The organism is Halobaculum sp. XH14 (assembly GCF_032116555.1).
Classification (GTDB): domain Archaea; phylum Halobacteriota; class Halobacteria; order Halobacteriales; family Haloferacaceae; genus Halorarum; species Halorarum halobium.
In genome coordinates, this window is record NZ_CP134949.1 from 779752 (window position 1) to 798736 (window position 18985).

Annotated in this window: 23 protein-coding genes and 1 pseudogene; 16 read left to right on the forward strand and 8 right to left on the reverse strand. The window is 65.6% G+C overall.

Features of this window, described 5'->3' with window-relative positions; translation table 11 throughout:
* Positions 1 to 3: 3 nt before the first annotated feature.
* On the forward strand, positions 4 to 276 hold the full coding sequence (locus RJT50_RS03970; protein WP_313694284.1) for a hypothetical protein: 273 nt from the start codon (positions 4 to 6) through the stop codon (positions 274 to 276).
* Positions 277 to 315: 39 nt separating this feature from the next.
* A complete protein-coding gene (locus RJT50_RS03975) occupies positions 316 to 1752 on the forward strand; it encodes a hypothetical protein (RefSeq protein ID WP_313694286.1) in 1437 nt (478 codons plus the stop codon).
* Here the strand turns inward: RJT50_RS03975 and RJT50_RS03980 are convergent, their stop codons facing one another.
* Positions 1753 to 2067 carry a hypothetical protein gene (locus RJT50_RS03980; protein ID WP_313694289.1) on the reverse strand — a complete coding sequence of 105 codons (315 nt, stop codon included), beginning with the start codon at positions 2065 to 2067 and terminating at the stop codon, positions 1753 to 1755.
* 80 nt (positions 2068 to 2147) lie between these two features.
* Here RJT50_RS03980 and RJT50_RS03985 point away from each other — a divergent pair, with 80 nt between their 5' ends.
* The 6 genes from RJT50_RS03985 to RJT50_RS04010 all read left to right on the forward strand — a co-directional run bounded on the left by RJT50_RS03985 (position 2148) and on the right by RJT50_RS04010 (position 6489).
* Positions 2148 to 2468: a hypothetical protein gene (locus tag RJT50_RS03985; protein ID WP_313694292.1), complete on the forward strand. Its 321-nt coding sequence runs from the start codon at positions 2148 to 2150 to the stop codon at positions 2466 to 2468.
* Complete coding sequence (fsx1, locus tag RJT50_RS03990) at positions 2465 to 4354, forward strand: fusexin 1 (RefSeq protein WP_313694294.1); 1890 nt, start codon at positions 2465 to 2467, stop codon at positions 4352 to 4354. Before RJT50_RS03985 ends, fsx1 begins: the two co-directional genes overlap by 4 nt.
* The gene (locus tag RJT50_RS03995; protein ID WP_313694296.1) at positions 4336 to 4674 is read left to right on the forward strand and encodes a hypothetical protein; all 339 of its coding nucleotides are present in this window, start codon (positions 4336 to 4338) and stop codon (positions 4672 to 4674) included. Before fsx1 ends, RJT50_RS03995 begins: the two co-directional genes overlap by 19 nt.
* Before the next feature lie 56 nt (positions 4675 to 4730).
* Complete coding sequence (locus RJT50_RS04000) at positions 4731 to 5378, forward strand: M48 family metalloprotease (RefSeq protein ID WP_313694299.1); 648 nt, start codon at positions 4731 to 4733, stop codon at positions 5376 to 5378.
* Positions 5379 to 5444: 66 nt separating this feature from the next.
* Positions 5445 to 5786 (forward strand): DUF8104 domain-containing protein, encoded by a 342-nt coding sequence (locus tag RJT50_RS04005; protein WP_484494639.1) that lies wholly within the window; start codon positions 5445 to 5447, stop codon positions 5784 to 5786.
* Positions 5787 to 6045: 259 nt separating this feature from the next.
* A complete protein-coding gene (locus RJT50_RS04010) occupies positions 6046 to 6489 on the forward strand; it encodes a hypothetical protein (RefSeq protein ID WP_313694303.1) in 444 nt (147 codons plus the stop codon).
* Positions 6490 to 6562: 73 nt separating this feature from the next.
* Here RJT50_RS04010 and RJT50_RS04015 read toward each other — a convergent pair whose 3' ends face one another.
* The 3 genes from RJT50_RS04015 to RJT50_RS04025 form a co-directional block, all read right to left on the reverse strand.
* On the reverse strand, positions 6563 to 6775 hold the full coding sequence (locus RJT50_RS04015) for a hypothetical protein (RefSeq protein WP_313694306.1): 213 nt from the start codon (positions 6773 to 6775) through the stop codon (positions 6563 to 6565).
* A 150-nt stretch (positions 6776 to 6925) separates the two neighbouring features.
* The gene (locus tag RJT50_RS04020; RefSeq protein ID WP_313694308.1) at positions 6926 to 7645 is read right to left on the reverse strand and encodes an Hsp20/alpha crystallin family protein; all 720 of its coding nucleotides are present in this window, start codon (positions 7643 to 7645) and stop codon (positions 6926 to 6928) included.
* A 10-nt stretch (positions 7646 to 7655) separates the two neighbouring features.
* A complete protein-coding gene (locus RJT50_RS04025; RefSeq protein WP_313694310.1) occupies positions 7656 to 8114 on the reverse strand; it encodes a hypothetical protein in 459 nt (152 codons plus the stop codon).
* Positions 8115 to 8255: 141 nt separating this feature from the next.
* Between RJT50_RS04025 and RJT50_RS04030 the strand changes: the two genes are divergently transcribed.
* Entirely contained in the window at positions 8256 to 8573 is a 318-nt protein-coding gene (locus RJT50_RS04030) for a hypothetical protein (RefSeq protein WP_313694311.1), read from the forward strand.
* Between the two features lie 314 nt (positions 8574 to 8887).
* Here RJT50_RS04030 and RJT50_RS04035 read toward each other — a convergent pair whose 3' ends face one another.
* The gene (locus tag RJT50_RS04035; RefSeq protein WP_313694314.1) at positions 8888 to 9982 is read right to left on the reverse strand and encodes a deoxyhypusine synthase; all 1095 of its coding nucleotides are present in this window, start codon (positions 9980 to 9982) and stop codon (positions 8888 to 8890) included.
* A 100-nt stretch (positions 9983 to 10082) separates the two neighbouring features.
* On the reverse strand, positions 10083 to 10850 hold the full coding sequence (locus RJT50_RS04040; RefSeq protein ID WP_313694316.1) for a Nif3-like dinuclear metal center hexameric protein: 768 nt from the start codon (positions 10848 to 10850) through the stop codon (positions 10083 to 10085).
* Positions 10851 to 10986: 136 nt separating this feature from the next.
* Here RJT50_RS04040 and RJT50_RS04045 point away from each other — a divergent pair, with 136 nt between their 5' ends.
* The 4 genes from RJT50_RS04045 to RJT50_RS04060 all read left to right on the forward strand — a co-directional run bounded on the left by RJT50_RS04045 (position 10987) and on the right by RJT50_RS04060 (position 14743).
* Positions 10987 to 11577, forward strand: a complete 591-nt coding sequence (locus tag RJT50_RS04045; RefSeq protein ID WP_313694319.1) for an NUDIX hydrolase — start codon at positions 10987 to 10989, stop codon at positions 11575 to 11577.
* Entirely contained in the window at positions 11564 to 12013 is a 450-nt protein-coding gene (locus RJT50_RS04050; RefSeq protein ID WP_313694321.1) for a desampylase, read from the forward strand. Before RJT50_RS04045 ends, RJT50_RS04050 begins: the two co-directional genes overlap by 14 nt.
* A gap of 72 nt (positions 12014 to 12085) precedes the next feature.
* Positions 12086 to 12850, forward strand: coding sequence for an SDR family NAD(P)-dependent oxidoreductase (locus RJT50_RS04055; protein ID WP_313694322.1), 765 nt, complete (start codon positions 12086 to 12088; stop codon positions 12848 to 12850).
* Positions 12851 to 13117: 267 nt separating this feature from the next.
* Positions 13118 to 14743, forward strand: coding sequence for a potassium channel family protein (locus tag RJT50_RS04060; RefSeq protein ID WP_313694323.1), 1626 nt, complete (start codon positions 13118 to 13120; stop codon positions 14741 to 14743).
* Positions 14744 to 14764: 21 nt separating this feature from the next.
* Here RJT50_RS04060 and RJT50_RS04065 read toward each other — a convergent pair whose 3' ends face one another.
* Entirely contained in the window at positions 14765 to 15247 is a 483-nt protein-coding gene (locus RJT50_RS04065; RefSeq protein ID WP_313694324.1) for a hypothetical protein, read from the reverse strand.
* A gap of 423 nt (positions 15248 to 15670) precedes the next feature.
* On the opposite strand from RJT50_RS04065, the gene RJT50_RS04070 reads away from it, so the two are divergent.
* Entirely contained in the window at positions 15671 to 16468 is a 798-nt protein-coding gene (locus RJT50_RS04070; RefSeq protein ID WP_313694325.1) for an aldo/keto reductase, read from the forward strand.
* Positions 16469 to 16516: 48 nt separating this feature from the next.
* Here RJT50_RS04070 and RJT50_RS04075 read toward each other — a convergent pair.
* Positions 16517 to 17637: pseudogene (locus RJT50_RS04075) on the reverse strand (mechanosensitive ion channel family protein).
* 83 nt (positions 17638 to 17720) lie between these two features.
* Between RJT50_RS04075 and RJT50_RS04080 the strand changes: the two are divergent.
* Positions 17721 to 18215, forward strand: coding sequence for a metal-dependent hydrolase (locus RJT50_RS04080; protein WP_313694327.1), 495 nt, complete (start codon positions 17721 to 17723; stop codon positions 18213 to 18215).
* 102 nt (positions 18216 to 18317) lie between these two features.
* Positions 18318 to 18923 carry a peroxidase-related enzyme gene (locus RJT50_RS04085; protein ID WP_425499704.1) on the forward strand — a complete coding sequence of 202 codons (606 nt, stop codon included), beginning with the start codon at positions 18318 to 18320 and terminating at the stop codon, positions 18921 to 18923.
* The last annotated feature ends 62 nt before the right edge of the window (positions 18924 to 18985 follow it).

Consider the following 18985-nt stretch of genomic DNA (forward strand, 5'->3'; position numbering starts at 1 on the left):
GGAATGGTGTTCAGCGGGCACAAAGACGAGCAGATTCTGAAACTGCTGCTTTTCACTCTGTTCACGGTACTGCTGGTGCTGACGGTTATCGGTTACTTCGTTGACCGGTATTCCGAGTACAGGTGCGGGCCTGATGAGTTCCTTGCACTGGATTTCGAGTGCCACAGCGAGTTCGACGCGATCCAGGTCCCGGCGACCGCGTCAACGGCTTGTGGAGAAGGTCAAGTGTTGACCGGTGGAAATCGGTGTGTCTCTATCAGCGAACCTCCAGATTAAAGACGCTCTCTTGGCTCGTCTACTGTAACGAGGAGTCCGATGCCGAGGATACTGACCAAAGGCTCCAGATCCGGCGTAGAAGATGATTACGCTGGCTGGAGCGACGAGGAAAACCTCAAACACTACAATATCGCGTTCTACGACCTGCTGGACTTGGAGAACCGGAAATACGAAGTCGTTCATCCTTGGTTTGATCTCGAGGATGCAGTGCATTTCCCGAGTCGGGACGACGTGGTCCAGTTCCTGTTCGGCGGCAACGACCTCGTGATACGGTTGCCAGAGCATCAAGAAGTAGAGCTTCGAGGAGAGGACCGAGAAGGGAATACCGAGAGGTACAGTTGCGACCTGTTTGAGTGGCTTCCTTTCTACGTCGGCCTGAACGACGGAGAGGAAGGATCGGATTTAATCGAGGTACGTGACGGGTTTGAGGACTGGGAACCGTGCTTTGCCAACGACTTCGAGTGGGAGGTCGTCCTTCAAAGAATTGCACAGCGAAGCAGGTACCGTTCAACCCCGTATTCCGATCCGCGTCCTCGTCCCTCGAAACCGGGGATGAGCCAGCAGGTACAGTCACGGGCAGCCCCGAGATCCAGTGATTACGGCCCGAACGTGGAAGTTGAGGTTATTGCCGAGGAGAACGTTGGCCGGACGATTGCTGCAGAAGTCGGTCTTGTTGCGGATGACGATGATGGAGATCCTGTTCATTCGGATGGGTCGGTTTACCTGATTCCGGCGAACTCCTCGAAGAAGTTCGACGAGTTCACACAGGACATCCTTGTGGAGGTTTTCGATGTCGACGTCGAGCAGGTCCCGGAATGGCTGGATGACTACCAGGTGCCGGGAGAGGAAGATATACTGAGCGAGATAGAGAGCTTGGAGAGCCAGGTCTCCGAGTTGGAGCAGCAGGTGGAGAGGGCGGAGTGGTTCCGCCAGCTGTTGTTTGCGAACGACGAGGATTACAGCGATTACGGGTTAGAGAAGCCTGTCAGGGAGGCGTTCCGGGAGATGGGTCTCACCGTTGAAGGTGAGAAGCCTGGTTTCCGGGACGGCGGGATAGTGCTTGACGACCAGACGATTATACTGGAGGTCACGGGGCGGAAGAGAGGTGTGAGGTTGGGGAAGGTCCAGAAGCTAGAGCGCCATGTGGAAGATGCTGAGGAGGAAGGCTACGGTCAGGACCGGTCTGGGCTTCTGGTTTACAACCCGTTCCGGAATGAGGATCCGGAGAGCCGGTCGTTGAATCCGAACAATTTCCGGGAGGAATTGGAGGATCGAGGCTTCAAGTTCATCACCACCTATCAGCTGTACCAGATGCTATGTGCGTACGAGAGGGGAGAGATCGACACGGATGACGTGGTTGAGAAGTTAACCGGTGAGGATACTATCATCGAGTTCTCCGGCTCCGTGGGTCATGGCGGTGATACGCTTCGGGGCAGGATTGATTCGGTCCGGCAGCGCCTGGACAGGCTGTTCTGATTACTGTTCAGAGAGTTCGTCGACGTCCATATCGAAGTGCAGTGAACCGTCCTCCAGCCTTCCCAAGTCCTCTTTCTCGATGTTGGTGCCTGGGATTTCGCAGAAGCAGGGGGCGCAGAACGCGGCTCCGGTCGACGGGTCCTCATACCAGGTCCGTTCCGCGTTCAGCAAGAGTTGGGTGTTCACTTCTTCGCCGGCGTCGATCTCAGCTACCGGGAAGTAGAGACGTGCCCCGCCGTCTTCCCACTGGAGTTTATCTTGGAGTTCGACTTCTTCGGTGTCGCCGCATTCCGAGCAGGTGAGCTGGCTGGGCATGGAGTGACTGTAGCAGGCTGGTAAGATAAACCCGGTTCCCGCCCATCGATTTTAAAAATACATCTTGGTAATTCTTGAGTATGGATTTTCCCGAGTTCGTCAAGGAGCATCCAGCGATATCTGTAACTCTGTTTCTCGCCCTGATATTAGTTCTCGGCTTTGCTGCGGTTATCTACAGTCAGGGCACAGTTATCGGAGGCTCCAGCAGCCCATGTAGCTGGCAGGAAGCAGTCTACCCAGGAAACGATACCCCGATAGAGACGAAGGAGGACTTCCGGGACTACGTAGAGGATAAAGGAGCGACTGTTCCTGACGGTCTCCAGCTTGAGTACAGGGACGGAGGAAATCTGTACTACAAGGCTCCGTGTGGATCAGTTGGAGGAGGTGGTACTTCGCAGTGAAACGTGCCGCCTCACTGATTCTCTGCCTGGTTCTCTTCACAGGTGTTTCCTCGGCCACGGTGACCAGCGTCGACTCAATCACCTACACTCAGACAAGCACCTTATTCGACGGGACATTATTCGCAATCTCGGTGGCATCGGATCAGGCCACCGATAAAATCGACATCCGCCTAGACAAGGACCAGATGAGTCAGTCGGTTGAAGGCGATGTTCAGCAGGACTTGACCATTGACATAACATCTCAGAACAACCATCTGCGCTATTCTACGACGCCGAGTTCCGAGCTCCGTAAAATCCAGACAGTGGTCCCGTACCACGAGACAGGATTCTATTCTAAGGAGGAAGCGATTCAGGCTATCAAAAACCGGTGCTATGACCTGAACGGGAACGGTGAGGGAAGCGGCCATTATGCCTGGAAAGCAGGTTCTTGGAGTTACGAGATCTACTGTTTCCAGCAGTCAACGTACCTGGGAACGCCAGCGTATCTGGATAATCCTGAGGAGCATTTCCAGACTCGGTTTGAGCTACAGGCAGGCGGCAAAACGGTTCAGTCTGCGACCTTGTCCAATGGAGATGCCGGTACAGGAGTGATCTCTAATCTCGGTAGTCATGCTAAGGTTCGATGGAACGGAAACCTGGATACTGGAGCTCCGCAGCCGAATGTTGGCAGAGTCTACGCACTCCACGCGAACAGGTACAGCGGCAGCTGGAGGATTATCAGCCAGCAGGGTTACAATGATTACAAGAACTACTTGGAGAACTCGGCGCACGATACCATTCAGGACTGGGCAGCCGGGATGAATACTGGTTGGCAGGCCGCGGAGTGGTTGAATGACCGTGCCTGGAGTGCTGCTGAAGTCGATACGTCGAGCGACCTGGCCTATACTACTGTTGCGGATACTTCGTTCAAGTCGGGGGCGTTCACCTACGATACAGAGGATCTTCTGGTCTATCCGATGTTCACGGTGTACGTCGATGTCGGGGAGAACGGTTACATCGAGATCTCCAAGCCAACCGGCGAACCAGAAATCGTGTCGAAAAGCTCAACGCGAATCGAGGAGCTTTCGACCGGTACAATCTCTTCCGTAGTGAAGAACGTTGGAGATGGTCAGGGTAGCTTCTCAGCTCGTATCACGGACTGCAGTAACGGCTTCACGTTCACGGATAGTCAGAGGACGAAGACGGTGTACCCTGGTCAGACTGTTTCCTATAGCTTCGATGTCTCCTTCCAGTCAACCAGTACCGATAAGCAGGAGATCTCCGGAAGTTGTACCGTCCAAGTTGAGGATACTGGAAGCGGAGCAAGCACGTCGACGACGATAGATGTCACCGGTGTCCAGGCTTCGCAGTGTGAGGCAGGGACTCAGTCGATCAAGGTGAACAGCGATGGCCTCTACGAGATTTACGAGTGCAAGCAGAACGAGCAAGGCAAGTTCCTGGTCAAGACCTGTGCCGAAGGTGAGAAAGCCTACGCTCAGGGCGATGGCACCTTTGCCTGTGAGAAACCAGACAACGGAGGCGGCGGAACAGGTCCTGGAGTATCGAATCCGCTTGGCTTCCTTTCTGGATTGTTCGGAGGATCTGACTCAGGTGGAATCCTGGAACAGATCCACTTCGCGCTCTCACTGATAGCCGGAGTCCTGTCGGCAGTCGTCGGTTACAAAGGAGTCCGGTGGGTTGACGGGGAATACCTGGTCAGAGGCAGTTTCAAGCCGTTGAAGAACAGGAATCTCTCCCGAGTCAAGAAAGGAAGAAAGCCGATCGGAGTACTCGGTGGACTTCTGGCCCTGGTCATGGGTACGTGGCTGGCGTTGCAGGTGCCGCTACTTGTCCAGTTGATCGTTATACTTGGGACCGGCTTCGTGATGTGGAAGACTCCACTTTAGAGGTGATCTCAAGGTTGAAGAAGCAGATCTGGTTTCTGGGAGTCGTGGTTTCACTGGTTTCTCCTGTCGTCGGGGTTGGGTACAGGAAGGCAGTGAACCGTACGTTGAATCCAGGCAGCGTAGAGCAGGTCCGAGTCTTGTATGAGGCGATGGGTTGGCACGTCGCCGGGTTTCTCGCCCTGCCCTTACTCGGTTTGCTGGCTTACGGATGGAAGCTGGGTGAATGGAAACGTGAGAATTACTGGCTCCTCATGATTTTGGGGATAGTCCTCAGTGTAATAGTACTACTAGGATTTCCGTTCGTATTCCTGCATCTCTGAAGCTGTAGAGCTCGTCTCGGCAGTAAGTTTTTCTGACTGTTAAACGATGTTACTGTATGCAGGCCACGGAACGCGCAGTAGAAAGATTCCGAGACCGGTTCACGAGGCTTTTCGCCTGGTTCTATCATAGCCCTGTGGAGTCAGTCGGCAGCTTCAACGGGTACAGTGATGAGGAAGATGTGTACTGGTGTTCCAGTGATTCAGCGGCGTTCGGTCAGGCTACGCCGGTCGGCACGATTATCCTGAACAAGCAGCGGATGGAGGACCTGTCCGAGGAAGCTTCTGAACTTGTGTATCGGCATGAGCAGGGGCATCTCAATCGCCTCCCGGTTTTCAGAGGCTTGTTCTGGGGGATGGTGATCAACGGAGCAGTCGGGATCTACTACTTCCTACAGAGTCTCGGATACTCGCTTCTGATCCCGTTCGGTGTCCCTGTGGAGCCGGTGGCGATGCTGGCAGGAGTCTCCCTGATGCTCGTCCTGCTTATGGCGGTTGCTGCCCGTCTTGAGGAGGTGGCAGCTGATCTCCACGCACTCCAGAGTCTTGGTGAGGAAGCGTTCCTTGATGCTTACGACGAGATCTCTGACGAAGGCAGTGATTCGCTTCACGTCCGGATTGTGAACCGGATTCAGTACTCTGACCCGGAGGACGTGGTCAAGGTCCATCGTTTCCTGGTCTGGGCGAAGTCTCTCTATCCAGCATAGCTCATATAATTCTCCTCGCCGGTTTCTTTTCGTGGAGAGGTGTAACCCGGTATTTCTGCTGATGATATCGATGAGGAGTTGAGGAAGATCGAGGAAAGAGAGAAGCAACGGCTGGAAGACCAGATCGAAGAGATAGAGGATATTCTTGAGAATCGGAAGAAGATCCACAAGGAAGCTAAGTCGGAGCTCAATGAGGAGATCCGGCGTCAGAAGAACAGGTTGAGTAGAGCGGAGTCTTCCAGCAGTTTGGAGGAGCGGCCTATCCGTGATGACCTCCGGGACCTGTATCAGGAGCGCCGGCAGGAGTCCTTAGCAAAGTGGCGTGACCGAGAGTCCTGGTTAGAACGGAAGCTAGATCTGGAGGATGAGTTAGCTTCGATAGGCGGGTTGGATGACCTCGACTTGTGAGGCTCCGGTTTCTGGATTACTGGTTTAAGATTTGGCGTCGAAACGCTTACTAGGCTGACGTACGTGCGCCTTTCCGCCTATGCTTGGCACCAAAGGTGTGGCCTCGGCACTCATAGGGCTCGTCATCGCAGGGAGCCACCCCGGCTCGGAGCGGTCGCCTCGTCATCGGCCACCGCCACCTACGGCGACCCGACCAAAAACGGTTCTCGTCGCCGTCGCCAATCGAAACCGTCAGGTGACCCCCCGCACCTTCCCGAACGTGGATCACGCAGTCGCCGCCCGGCGCGTCGTCGAGCAGGGGCCGGCAGCGCCCATCTTCGCCGACGTGGACCGGGACCTCCGCGCGGCCGACACGACGCTCCGACTCGAACTCGCGGAGGAGACGGTCGCCGCGCTGTACGACGGCCTGTTCGACCCCGCCGCCCACACCGACGTGACCGTCTGGGTCGGCGGGTCGCTCCTCGACGCCGCCGACGCCGTCCCGGACTCGTACTTCACGGAGTTCGCCGCCGACGAGGGCCGGTACGACGCCTACGAGGTCGTCGACGAGGACGCGACGCTCGCGTTCGTCTTCGGCCGCCATCACGAGGAGACCATCGAGGTCGAGACCGGGTACGACCGGCTTACCGTGGGGTTTCCCACCCCCGGCGCGTTCCACGACGCCGGGGCGACCCCCGAAACGAACGTCAGTCGAAGCAACTGACCGCGCCGGCCGTGGCTCGCCGTGAACTCGATTCTCCGGACCGCTTCCGAACAGCCGGTCGAAAAGGCGCGTCTCAGGCGAGGTAGGCCGGGCGGTCGCCGCCGTCGTCGGACGCGTCCTCGTCGGCAGTGATGGCGATCTCGCGGACCGGCTTCAGGTAGGTGACCCTGACCACTCCCGGCCGGTTCAGCGGTTCGATCGTGACGTCGTGCGCGTCGGTGGGAACGTCGAGGAGGTCGCCGTTCGAACGAACCTCGGAGACGATACGGTAGTTTCGATCACTCATAGATTGGCGCGAAGCCCCGTGGTACGAGAGGGCTACTCATGGTACGGCCGAATTACCGCACGCATCTGTAAGAAGGTTCGGGTCCGTCACGGTTCCCGTCGACCCGCTGAAAAATCGCCCCCCGAGGGCGGCGACGGCTCCCGGCCGCGATCAGTGGAAGCCGATCTCCCGCCGGTCCGTCCCGTCCTTCGGGATGGTGACGGTGCAGACGCCGTTCTCGTGGGTCGCGCTCGCGTCGTCGACGTTCCCGGTGGTGGGAAGCTGGATGAGATGTTCGAGCCGGTGGGGGCGCTCGGCGCGCACGCTCCGGTACTCCTCGCCGGTCTCCTCCTCGGCTCGCTCGGCGACGATCACGAGCGTGCTATCGTCGGCCTGGATGGTGATCTCCTCCTCCTCGTACCCGGGGACGTCCACGATGATGATCACCTCGTCCGGCGTCTCCATGACGTCGACGAGCGGCTGTGCCGCGGGCTCGGCCGGTGCTCGCTCGGGCCCCGTGGTCGCCTGGGGGCCGGTGACCGGCGGCCGTGCGGGAGCCGGGCCAGCCGGTGGGCCCCCGCCGACCGCCGCGGGGTTCCCCGCCTCCGCAACGTCCATCCGGGTCGGCCCCGGCGGTCCCGCTCCCGGCGGTAGCTGTGCCGGGGGCTGTGGGGGTCCGGACGCTGCGAGCGGCGGCGGTCCCTGCGGCTGCTGTGGCTGCGGCACGGGCTGGGCCTGCTGTGGACGCTGAGGCTTGCCGCCCGAGGTCGGCCCCGCCGGACCGACCGGCTGACCGGGCGTCCCGGACTGCCCCGGGACCCCTCCGGACGGGACGGTCCCCATCGGTTGCGAGTACGGGTCGTAGTACCCGTACTGGACGTACTGGCTCATCGGCCAGTCGTCACTGGATTCCCTGCTGGGAAAACCCGGCCGACGGCTGCTGTTGCATTTCGCCACCCGGCGCGCCCGTCGGCTGCTGGATGGATTCGGCCCCGTACTGCCGGACTGGCTGTCCCAGTGGTTGCTGGGTCGACGGCTGCTCCTGCTGGACCGACTTGTCCTGCTGGGGTCCCTGTGGCTGCTGGCTCGTCGGCTGGACCGGAAGGCTCGCGCCCCCCATCGGTGACTGCCCGAGTTGCTGTGACGCCATCGACTCGGGGGATCGCTGGCCCTGCTGGGACATCCCCTGCTGGGGGACCTGCTGGCTCGCTCCCTGCTGTGGTGTCTGCTGCGGGATCTGCTGCCCTTGCGGAATCTGCTGGCCCTGCGGGATCTGTTGACTCTGCGGGACCTGCCCACCCGTCTGTTGTGGTACCTGCTGGCCGAACGGCTGTGGGAGCTGCTGTGGCTGCTGGCCCATCCGCTGTTGGGAACCCTGGGTGAGCTGGCTTCCCTGCGGCTGCTGAATTCCCTCCCTCGCGATCGGCTGTTGCTGAGTCTGGTGCCCCTGGTGGGGCTGGGTCTCGAACGACTGCTGTGAGGGCTGGACCTGTGCGGGCTGTTGAAGCTGCCGTGGTTGCTGGGCTCCCTGACCCTGCTGTGGCTGCTGCAGGTGCTGGCTTCCCTGGGGTTGCTGGAACTGTTGTCCCTGCTGGGGTTGCTGGAACTGTTGTCCCTGCTGGGGTTGCTGGAACTGTTGTCCCGGAAGGCTCTGCTGTGGTGGCCGTTGCATCGGCTGCTGCTGGACTCCCTGCGGCGGCTGGTACCCCTGCGACTGGTGGCTCGGTTGCTGTTGTTCCTGATACTGTGGCTGCTGGTGACGTCCCTGCTGTGTCTGGTGAAGCTGTGTCCCCTCGGCCGACTGCTCCGGTCGTTGTGACTGTTGTGTCATGGGTTCGTCCCTCGCCTGCCGCCGCGAGCGGGACGGTCAGGCGATACGCAGATGGATGCAGGAAGGGCATAAACGCGCCAGACAGTTCACGAGAGTTCAGGTCAGTCGGCGGATCGTACTCCGGACGGGCCGTTCCACAGGGCGCGGTTGTGGCGACGTAAGCAGCGACGCCGTCTCGGGTTCTCCCCGGGTCGGTCCTCGTCCGGCCGACGAGCACCCCCGGGAGGTGCGGGCTCACGCCGGACCGTCGCCATCTCCACGAAAGCCGACCGTACCCTGTGGAACGACGTGGAAAGCCCGACTTACGACCCGATCCGCTCGCGGGTCGCCGCGACCAGCAGCGGCAGGAACACCGTCGCGTCGCCGTAGACCGAGGCGTTCCGGGCGTCCGTCTCCAGTTTTCCCCACGAGCGCGCCTCCTCCAGCGTCGCGCCCGAGAGCCCCCCGGTCGCCTCGGGGTCCATCGTGATCTGGACGGCGTAGTCGTACGCGCGCGGCGTGACGAGCATCGTCTGGAGCGTGAAGTTCTTCGGGACGCCGCCGCCGACGAGCAGACAGCCCGCCTCGTCGGCCTCGAACGCGAGGTCGGTGAGCGGCGTCATGTCCGCGAGCGCGTCGAGCGTCAGGTTCGAGGTCTGTGCGTACATCCACGCTTGCAGCCCGAGCACCGAGTCCTGGACCGCCGGGCAGTAGATCGGCACGTCGTGTTCGTGGGCCGCGGCCGCGACGCCCGGGCCCTCCTCGATATCTTCACGCTCGTTGACCGCGGCGTTCGCACGACCGAGTTCCGCACAGAGGTCGGCGATGCTGACCGCGCCGTCGCGCTCGGCCAGCGGCTCGAACACCTCCGCGCGGAGGTGGGACTCGAACTCGGCGAAGTGCTCCTGCGGGAGGTAGACGTTGTAGATGCGGTCGACCTCCTCGTCCCGGAGCTGCTCGTCGTGCTCGCGGAGCGACATGCCCTCCTGGTGGGTCTCGCCGTGGTGGTGCTTGCCGCCGATGGCCTCGATGGCGTCGTGGGTGAGGTTCGCGCCGGTCGTCACCAGCGCGTCGACGTGCCCGTCGCGGATGAGGTCCGCGACGACGCGGCGCATCCCGGTCGGCACCATCGCGCCCGCCAGCGAGAGGAACACCGTGCAGTCGTCGCTGCCCAGCATCTCGGCCAGCACGTCGGCGGCCTCGTGGACGGACTCGGCGCCGATGCCGGCGTGGCCGTACTGCTCGACGAGTTCGGCGACCGTCATGCCACCGTGGACCTCGGCGTGCCCGAGCGGGTCGTGCGAGAACGCCTCGCGGCGGGAACCGTGGCCCGCGTGGCCGTCGTGACCATCCCGCCCGTCGTGGTCGGCGTGGCCGTCGGCGCCACCCCCCTCGAGATCCTCGTCGTGGTCGGTCATGTCCCGACGTGTGACGCGCGGGGGTTAGAATGGCGTGGTTCGGAACCGGTCGAGTTCGGGCGGGTCACAGTCGCTCCGGACCCGTCCGGACGGGGGCTCGCTACAACCCGGTCGGGTGGTCGACGTACGTCGTCTCCAGCCCCCACTCCTCGGCGAGCGCCCGGAGGCTTCGAACGCCGAACGTCTCGGTCGCGTAGTGGCCCGCCAGGAACACGGTGAGTCCCGCCTCGCGCGCCTCGTGATACACCTTCCCCTTCCCCTCGCCGGTGACGAGCGCGTCCGCGCCGACCTCGACCGCCTCGCCCAGCCAGTCCGTTCCGCTGCCGGTGAGGACGGCGACGTCCTCGACGCGGTTGGGGCCGAACTCGAGCACCTGCACGCCCTCCCCCGCGTGGTCCAGACTCTCGTCGAGCGTCGCGGCGACGTCGTCAGCCGTTCTCGGCTCGGGCAACGTGCCGCGCTGACCGACGTACTCGGGACCGAGTTCGCCGAACGGCTCCCGGTCCGCCAGGTCGAGCAGGTCCGCCACGCCCGCGGCGTTGCCGAGGTCCTGGTGGCCGTCGAGCGGGAGGTGCGAGACGTACAGCGCGACGTCCTCGCGGACCAGCGGCGCGATCCGATCGTAGGCGCGCCCAGTCACCCGATCCAGCCCGCCCCAGACGACGCCGTGGTGGGTCACGAGCGCGTCCGCGCCGGCCTCGATTGCGGCCTCGGCGGTCGCCACCGAGGCGTCGACGGCGAACGCGACGTGGTCGATCTCCCCGTCCGCGGACCCGACCTGGAGCCCGTTCGGGCTGGCGTCGAGGTCGGCGTACGCGTCGGTGTCCAGTTCCGCGTCGAGTCGGGCGAGGAACTCCGAGCGGTCCATGTCGGCCGCTGGAGCGCCGGGGGCAAGTAGTCTGTGCGTCGGGGCGGCCGCGGCGGCCGCCCGAGACGACCCCTCGAACGCCGCGGGTTCCGACGAGACCGAAGTTGTCTTGGTCCCGGTCGAAGACCCCCAACGCATGAGCACCGACGACGCCGGCGCGGCATCCGGCCCCGCGGGCGAGACGGAGCCGGACCACGAAAACGCCCTCCAGGACGTCATCGCGGTCGATCCGGACGACGAGCCGGAAGGGCTGGTGAACCGACTCGACGCCCACACCGGCGACGGCATCCGCCACCGGGCGTTCACCTGCCTCGTGTTCGACGGCGACGGGCGGCTCCTGCTCGGCCAGCGCGCGCCGGGCAAGCGCCTCTGGGCGACCTACTGGGACGGCACGGTCGCCTCCCACCCCGTCGAGGGCCAGACCCAGGAGGAGGCGACCCGCCAGCGCCTCGCGGAGGAGCTCGGCGTCACGCCGGACCAGTACGACGACCTGCGGGTGACGGACAAGTTCGAGTACAAGCGCTACTTCGAGAACGCCGGGCTGGAGTGGGAGGTCTGCTCGGTGCTGAAGGTGACCCTGGAGGACGACGCGCTCGACCCCGACGAGGAGGAGATCGCCGGCCTGCTCTGGGCCGACTACGAGCACCTCCACGACCACCCCGAGTGGTACCGTCAGCTACGCCTCTGCCCGTGGTTCGAGATCGCCATGCGCCGTGACTTCGAGTAGCGACGCCGGCCCCGAATCGAGGCTCCTTCTCCCCGATCCCGTCCGCGAGACGCTCCACGAGCGCGCCGCCGCCGGCGCGCCCGAGGAGGTCTGTGGCGTCCTCGTCGGCGAGCGCGCACCGTCCGATGCTCGGCGCGAGCGGGCCGACCGCGTCGCCGCGGCCGTCGCCGTCCCGAACGTCGCCGACGAGCCCGAATCGCGGTACGAACTCGACCCGGCCGAAACCCTCGGAGTCATCGAGGACGCGGAGTCGGCCGGCGACGACATCGTCGGCTTCTATCACAGCCACCCGCGCGGGCCGGCCGAGCCGTCCGCCATCGACCGCGAGCGAGCGACGTGGCCCGGCCACGTCTACTGCATCCTCACGCGGGACGGCCTGGCCGCCTACCGCTGGACCGGCGACGAATTCCGACGGCTCCGGGTCGAGTCGTCGTAGCGTCACCCGGTCCACCCGTCGCCGCGACGACGGGTCGAAACGCCGTAGTCCCCCCGGCCCCGACCGGGTGACATGAGCGACGACGCCGACGCAGTCGAGGACGGCAGCGCTGGCGACCCCGCAGGAGCCGGGTCGCAGACGACCGAGCCGGTGCTGTACGACGACCTCTCGGGACAGGTGGCGCTCGTGACGGGCGCGAACCGCGGCATCGGCCGCGAGATCGCCACGAACCTCCGCGACCTGGGCGCGACGGTGTACGCAGGCGTGCGGAGCGTCACCTACGACCTGCCGGACGGCGTCCGCCGCGCGACGCTGGACGTGAGCCAGGAGGGCGACGTGCAGGACGCGCTGAACACCGTCGGCGAGGAGGCGGGGCGGCTGGACGTCCTCGTCAACAACGCCGCAGTTGGGGGGTCCGGGGAGCCGCTTCACGAGACGCGGACGGCCGACCTCGACCACGCCATCTCGGTGAACCTCCGCGGGCCGACGCTGCTGTGCAAGTACGCGCTGCCGCCGCTGTTGAGACAGGAAACGCCGCGCATCGTGAACGTCTCCTCGGGCATGGGCGCGCTCGACGAGCCACAGTCGGGCGGGTCGCCGGACTATCGCATCACGAAGACCGGGTTGAACGGGTTGACGCGCTATCTCGACGGCGAGTACGGGGATCAGGGCCTGATCGCCAACTCGGTCTGTCCGGGCTGGGTCCGGACGGAGATGGGCGGCGAGGAGGCCGACCGGAGCCCGGCGGAGGGCGCGGCGACGCCGACGTGGCTGGCCCGGTTTCGGGACGGGCCGGGCGGGCTGTTCTGGCGCGACAGGTCCGTCATCGAGTGGTAGGGGGAGGAGTCGAGTGCTGGCTCGGTGTTCGAGGGACCGTGGTGACGACCACGTACGGCCGCGCGACCGTCTGCTTGCGCATCGATCCGGTCGAAGCGGTGACCGATCAACCGGACGCGTCGAGCGCCGCGACGGCTTCCGGGGCGATCGAAGCCGCATGGGGGGAAACTGCTTCGACGCTGCGGCTCCGCCTCCGACCCCACCGCATTCCGGAGACACCGCCCCACAGCCCGGACAGTTAACACGGTTCCCGCAGTGGGACCGGCAATGAGCACGTGGCGTCGTCGAACGATCGCCTACCTCGGGGGGCTCGCGGTGGTCATCGTGATTTACACCGTCGCCTACCACGAGGGGATGCGGATCTACGAGGGCGAACGGCAGATGTTCGCCCACTCGCTCCAGGTCGTCGTCGAGACGTTCACGACGACGGGGTTCGGCTCGGACGCGCCGTGGGACACGACCGAGATGAACCTGCTCGTCGTGGCGATGGACCTCACCGGGGTGCTGCTCATCTTCATGGCGCTGCCGGCGTTCGTGTTCCCGCTGTTCGAGGAGACGCTCTCGACGACGCCGCCATCCTCCATCGAGGACGTCTCCGACCACGTCGTCGTCTGTGCACACACCGCCCGCGGGCGCGTCCTCCGGAACGAACTCGTCGCGTTCGACGTCCCGTACGTGTTCGTCGTCGCCGACGAGAACGAGGCGAGCGACCTCCACGACGACGGCGAGCCGGTCGTCCACGGCGACCCCGAGCAGGTGGAGACGCTTCGGGCGGCCGGGGTGGACGAGGCCGCCGCGCTCGTCGCCGACGCCGACGACGAGACGAACGCGAGCATCGTGCTCTCGGCCCGCGAGGTGTCCGAGGACCTCCAGGTCCTCAGCCTCGTGGAGGACGAGGACGTGGCAGACTACCACCGCTACGCCGGAGCCGACGAGGTCGTCTCCCCGCGCCGCGCGCTCGGTCGGAGCCTCGGCGCGAAAGCGACCCAGACGGTCTCGGACGAACTCGGCGAGGCGATCGAGATCGGCGAGGAGTTCGAGATGGCCGAACTGCTGGTCCACCGCGACAGCCCGCTGGCCGGCAAGACGGTCACGGAGTCACGGATCGGCGAGCGAACGGGCGCGAACATCGTCGGCGCGTGGGTGCGCGGCGAGTTCGAGTCGCCGCCGGCCCCGGACCGCGTCCTCGACGAGCACACGGTCATCCTCGTCGCCGGGCGCAACGAGCAACTGGAGGAACTGAAGCGGCTCACCCTCTCGGAGACGCGCCGTCACCGGCGCGGGCCGATCATCGTGGCCGGCTACGGCGTCGTCGGCCGGTCCGTCGCCGAGACGCTCGCCTCGACCGACGACGTGGTCGTCGTCGACCTGGAGGACAGGCCCGGCGTGGACGTGGTCGGCGACGCCACCGAGCGCTCGACCCTCGAGGAGGCGGGCATCGAGGAGGCCCGCGGCGTCGTCATCGCGCTCGGGTCGGATACGACGACGGTGTTCACCGCGCTCGCCGTCCAGCAGGTCGCGCCCGAGGTCGAGGTCATCGCCCGCGCGAACGACGACGAGAGCGTTCCCAAACTGTATCGTGCGGGCGCCGGCTACGTCCTCGCGCTCTCGACGGTCTCCGGCCGGATGCTCGCCTCACACCTCCTCGACGAGGACGTGCTCCGCCCGGAGTCCCAGATCGAACTCGTCCGCGTCACCGCGCCGAAGCTCCGCGGCCAGTCGCTCGCGGACGCGGACGTCCGCGCCCGGACCGGCTGTACGGTCGTCGCCATCGAGCGCGACGGCCGGGTCGTCGGCGACGTGGGGCCCGACACGGTCGTCCGGATGGACGACACGGTGGTCGTGACCGGCACGGACGAGGCGGTGGCGCGCTTCGGCGAGCAGTTCGGCTAACCGTGACGGAGCCACGGTCGTTCAGTCGTCTCCCGGGGCCGGCTCCAGGTGACATCGCTCCGCGGAGGGGCCGTCGGGTTCTTCACCCGGCTCGATCAGGAAGGCGAGTCGTTCTCCCTCCCAGCCGTCGTAGAGGACGTGGACGAGGACGTGTTCGGGACTCCCATCGACCCCCTCGTCGACGGACTGGGACACCCACTCGCCGCCTTCGAGCCTGGCGGCGACGACGTACGACCCGGACGTGTCCATCCAGGGACAGGCTCCCTGGGTTCCGGAAACGGACTCCCCGTCTCCCCCGAGGTCGTGTGCGGACTCGTGGACGACCGTCCCGTCCCGGTGGACGCGGATCTCGAACCGATGGGACGAGTCACCGAGGTTCGTGAGACCGAGCCGGACCAGTTTCGTCCCCGGATCCGGATACTCGACGGGGAAGCCAGTACACCCGACCGTCGGGATGGTCACCGCACAGCCCAGAGTGCCCAGGATCGAGCGGCGAGTTCGCATGGGAGGAGCACGGGAGCGGACGAACGCCGCGCTGATAACGGTACTCCATTCCGGCCGAGAGGGGACAGATCCGGCCCGTTCGGGGACGCCAACGGGACCGAACGGGACGGGCGGTCGCGACCGGGGACCCTGCCGGGGCAGCGGCCGGCGCGAGAACGTGGTCAGCGGCCAATCCGAGGACGTGGGCCGCGGCGCACCCGAGGACGTGGACCGTGGCCCATCCGGGGACGTGGCCTGCGGTCGACGCGAGCGGTTCGGGTCGAATCCATCGGCTGCCGGCGTCAGTCGGGACCGGAGGCGACGCTGGAACGCCGGAACCGGGTGTCCAGCCGTCCGGCCACTCGCGGGAGCACTCCGTGAGCCGGGGAGTCCCGTCGGTTCCGCCTCCCGCACGTTTTTGCGCGCTCCGCTCACAGGTGGCCCATGACGCTCTCGCTGCCCGAACTCGGCCTCGGCACGTCCGGCAACGACGACCCCGAACGCTGTGCCGAGACGGTCGCGCGCGCCCTCGAGGCCGGCTACCGACACGTCGACACGGCACAGATGTACGACAACGAAGCCGCCGTCGGCGCGGGCATCGCCCGCGCTGACGTGCCCCGCGAGGAGGTCGTGCTGGCGACGAAGATCCACCCGGACGACCTCGCGTACGAGGACGCCAAACGCACGGCCCGGGAGTCGCTCGACCGCCTCGGCGTCGACTCGGTCGACATGCTGTACGTCCACTGGCCGACCTCGGCGTACGACCCCGAGGCGACGCTGCGCGCCATGGACGAACTCCACGACGAGGGCGTCTGTGACCACGTCTGCCTCTCGAACTTCACCCCGGCGCTGCTCGACGAGGCCCGCGGCCTGCTCGACGCCCCGGTCGCCGCCCACCAGGTCGAGTGCCACCCGCGCCTCCGGCAGGACGACCTGCGCGAGTACGCTCGGGAACACGGCCACTACCTCGTCGGCTACTCCCCGCTCGGGAAGGGCGAACTGCTCGAGGACCCGGTCCTCACCGATATCGCCGGGAAGCACGACACGACGACCGCGGCGGTCTGTCTCGCCTGGGCGCTCGCGGGGGACGTGCTCGTCCCCATCCCGAAGGGCACCGGCGACCACGTCGAGGCGAACCTGGCGGCGCGGGACCTCGAACTCGACGATGCGGACCTCGAGCGAATCGAGGAACTGGAGGAGAAGCGCTTCATCGACCCGGACTCGGCCGCCTGGAACCGGTAACTCGTCGGGCGTCCCACGGCCGCTTTCAGCACCGTGGGAGGGCGGGACCTACCGATTCGAGTCGCCCCCGAGCGTGGCCCGCCCGGAGGGCGACCCGTCGGCGGACCGGGCCGCTCCCGCAGTTCCGGGCTCCCGAACGGTGACGTCCCGTTGCGGGAACGGGATCTCGATGGCGGCCTCCCGGAGCGCGTCGTAGATGCCGCGGTTCAGCCGGTGTGTCGCCTTCGCGCTGCGGGTCGGCGAGGCGACCCAGCAGAGCAGTTCGTACTCCAGGGCCGAGTCGCCGAACGCGCGGAGGCGCATCCGCGGCCGCGGCGAGTCGAGCACGAGCGACTCCCCCGTCGCCACGTCGAGCACGACCGCCTCGAACTCGTCGAGGTCGGTGCCGTAGGCGATCCCGATCGGGACTCGGATGCGCCGACGGCGGCCGGGCGCGGACTGGTTGATTACCTTCGCGGAGTTGAGCACGGAGTTGGGGACCGTCACGAGCACCTCGTCGCGGGTCTGGAGCGTCGTCGAGCGCACGCCGACCTTCACGACCGTCCCGGCCTCGCCCGAGTCGAGTTCGACGTAGTCGCCGACGCGGTACGTGTCGTCGAAGTAGAGCGCGTGCCGCCGAAGAAGTTGGCGACGGTGTCCTTCGCGGCGAACCCGACCGCGATGCCGGCGATGCCCGCGCCCGCGAGCAGCGGCGAGACGTCGATCTCCCAGATCGAGAGGACGAGCGCCAGCGCGCCGACGATGACGACCAGCGTCCAGACGTTCGAGATGACGGGCGCGAAGTCGTACCGGGCGCCGGCGTCCCGGAGGTGGTCGACCGTGCGGTTGACGACGTCGTTGAGCGCCCAGGCCCACAGCAGCACGACGGTCGTGAGCGCCGGGCGGCCGAAGTAGAACTCCAGCGACTCGGCCGTCACCGGCACGGCGGCGACGATGGTCGGGAGCCTGGTGAGCGCGAACACCCCGACGAGCGCGAAGGTGAGCACGAGCGGGAGCCTGAGCGAGTCGAGGACGAGTTCGTCGAGTTCCGTCTCCGTCCGGACGACGAGTCGCCGGGCGGCCCGGACGACGACGAACTCGGTGAGCACGGCAGCGCCGAGCGAGGCGACGAGCACGGCGGCGGCCGCCTGCCACGGCGGAAGCGCGGCCAGCGTCGAGACGAGATTCATGCCGCTCGGAGGCCGGCTACGGACATATACCTTCCCGGTCGCCCGCCCGTCACTTTATCCGGGAGAGCGACGAACGTCGCGGGGTGCATCGCACGGGACACCTCGGCGTCGCGCTGCTGCTGTTCGGACCGATCGGCCACGCGCTCGTCGCCGGCGGCTACCACGCGCTGGCGCTGCTCGTCGCCGCGGCGATGGTCCCGCTCGCGACGCTGCCCGATCTGGATCTCCTCGTTCCCGGGCTGACCCACCGGACGGTGACCCACTCGCTCGCCTTCGCGGTGTTCGTGGGCGGTCTCGTCGCCGCGGCCGCCTCGGTCGTGGTGCCGCTGCCGTCGGTGGCGGCGCCGGCGACGCTCCCGCCGGCGACGGCCGGGTTCCTGCTCGGGTTCGGGACGGTGCTGGCCCACCTGCTCGCGGACGTGATCACCCCGCTCGGGGTACCGTTCCTCTGGCCGTACCCGCGCCGGTGGTCGCTGAACGTCGTCCCGTCGAGCGATCCGACCTGGAACGTCGGGTTGCTCGCGGTCGGCATCGTCGTCGCGGGCGGTTCGATCTGGTCGGCGCTCGGGGTCACCTGATCACGGGTTCGGTCGCGTCCGTGAACGGCGAGTGCCGGCTTCGGTGGACGAACCGAGGCCGACACTTTTTGCCACGTCTCACCGAACCCACGAACAGCAGCCATGAGCGACCAGAGCGCGGCCGAGCCCACCCTGAACGAGGACGCACAGCGACGGTTCCCGGTGCCGGCCTACGGGGACCTGCCCGAGGACCTCCGGGAGCGGATCGACGAGGAGACCGAACGCGCCGGATTCACCCCGAACGTGTTCGCCGCGCTGGGGTACAAACCGAGCCACTTCCGGGCGTTCATGGCGTTCCACGACGCGCTGGTCGAGGACACCGACCTCGACCGCGAGGAGGTCGAGATGATCATCGTCGCGGTCTCGGGCCGGAACCACTGTCTCTACTGCAACGTCGCCCACGGCGCGCTGGTCCGCATCTACGCGAAGGACCCCCACCTGGCCGACCAGCTCGTCTCGAACTACCGGACCGCCGACGTGAGCGACGCGCGGATGGCGATGCTCGAGGTGGCAGTCAAACTGACCGAGGAGCCCGACGGCGTCACCGGGGCGGACCTCGACATGCTGCTGGAAGCGGGGTACAGCCGGGAGGAGGTGTGGGACGTCGGCGCGGTCGCGGCGTTCTTCAACTTCAGCAACCGGATGGCGACGTTCGCGGACTGGCGGCCGAACGAGGAGTTCTACGCGCTCGGCCGCGGCGGGGAGTAGGGACGCTCGCGGGCGTCGGACGGGTCCGTTTCACGGCCGCCACGCCGGGAGTCAGTCGGGCC

What these genes read in the sequence shown, in the direction of transcription:
- RJT50_RS03970 (WP_313694284.1), top strand. Translation starts at nt 4, where the DNA reads ATGGTGTTCAGCGGGCACAAAGACGAGCAGATTCTGAAACTGCTGCTT.
- RJT50_RS03975 (WP_313694286.1), top strand. Translation starts at nt 316, where the DNA reads ATGCCGAGGATACTGACCAAAGGCTCCAGATCCGGCGTAGAAGATGAT.
- RJT50_RS03980 (WP_313694289.1), bottom strand. Translation starts at nt 2,067, where the DNA reads ATGCCCAGCCAGCTCACCTGCTCGGAATGCGGCGACACCGAAGAAGTC.
- RJT50_RS03985 (WP_313694292.1), top strand. Translation starts at nt 2,148, where the DNA reads ATGGATTTTCCCGAGTTCGTCAAGGAGCATCCAGCGATATCTGTAACT.
- RJT50_RS04000 (WP_313694299.1), top strand. Translation starts at nt 4,731, where the DNA reads ATGCAGGCCACGGAACGCGCAGTAGAAAGATTCCGAGACCGGTTCACG.
- RJT50_RS04015 (WP_313694306.1), bottom strand. Translation starts at nt 6,775, where the DNA reads ATGAGTGATCGAAACTACCGTATCGTCTCCGAGGTTCGTTCGAACGGC.
- RJT50_RS04020 (WP_313694308.1), bottom strand. Translation starts at nt 7,645, where the DNA reads ATGAGCCAGTACGTCCAGTACGGGTACTACGACCCGTACTCGCAACCG.
- RJT50_RS04025 (WP_313694310.1), bottom strand. Translation starts at nt 8,114, where the DNA reads ATGGGCCAGCAGCCACAGCAGCTCCCACAGCCGTTCGGCCAGCAGGTA.
- RJT50_RS04035 (WP_313694314.1), bottom strand. Translation starts at nt 9,982, where the DNA reads ATGACCGACCACGACGAGGATCTCGAGGGGGGTGGCGCCGACGGCCAC.
- RJT50_RS04040 (WP_313694316.1), bottom strand. Translation starts at nt 10,850, where the DNA reads ATGGACCGCTCGGAGTTCCTCGCCCGACTCGACGCGGAACTGGACACC.
- RJT50_RS04045 (WP_313694319.1), top strand. Translation starts at nt 10,987, where the DNA reads ATGAGCACCGACGACGCCGGCGCGGCATCCGGCCCCGCGGGCGAGACG.
- RJT50_RS04055 (WP_313694322.1), top strand. Translation starts at nt 12,086, where the DNA reads ATGAGCGACGACGCCGACGCAGTCGAGGACGGCAGCGCTGGCGACCCC.
- RJT50_RS04060 (WP_313694323.1), top strand. Translation starts at nt 13,118, where the DNA reads ATGAGCACGTGGCGTCGTCGAACGATCGCCTACCTCGGGGGGCTCGCG.
- RJT50_RS04065 (WP_313694324.1), bottom strand. Translation starts at nt 15,247, where the DNA reads ATGCGAACTCGCCGCTCGATCCTGGGCACTCTGGGCTGTGCGGTGACC.
- RJT50_RS04070 (WP_313694325.1), top strand. Translation starts at nt 15,671, where the DNA reads ATGACGCTCTCGCTGCCCGAACTCGGCCTCGGCACGTCCGGCAACGAC.
- RJT50_RS04085 (WP_425499704.1), top strand. Translation starts at nt 18,318, where the DNA reads ATGAGCGACCAGAGCGCGGCCGAGCCCACCCTGAACGAGGACGCACAG.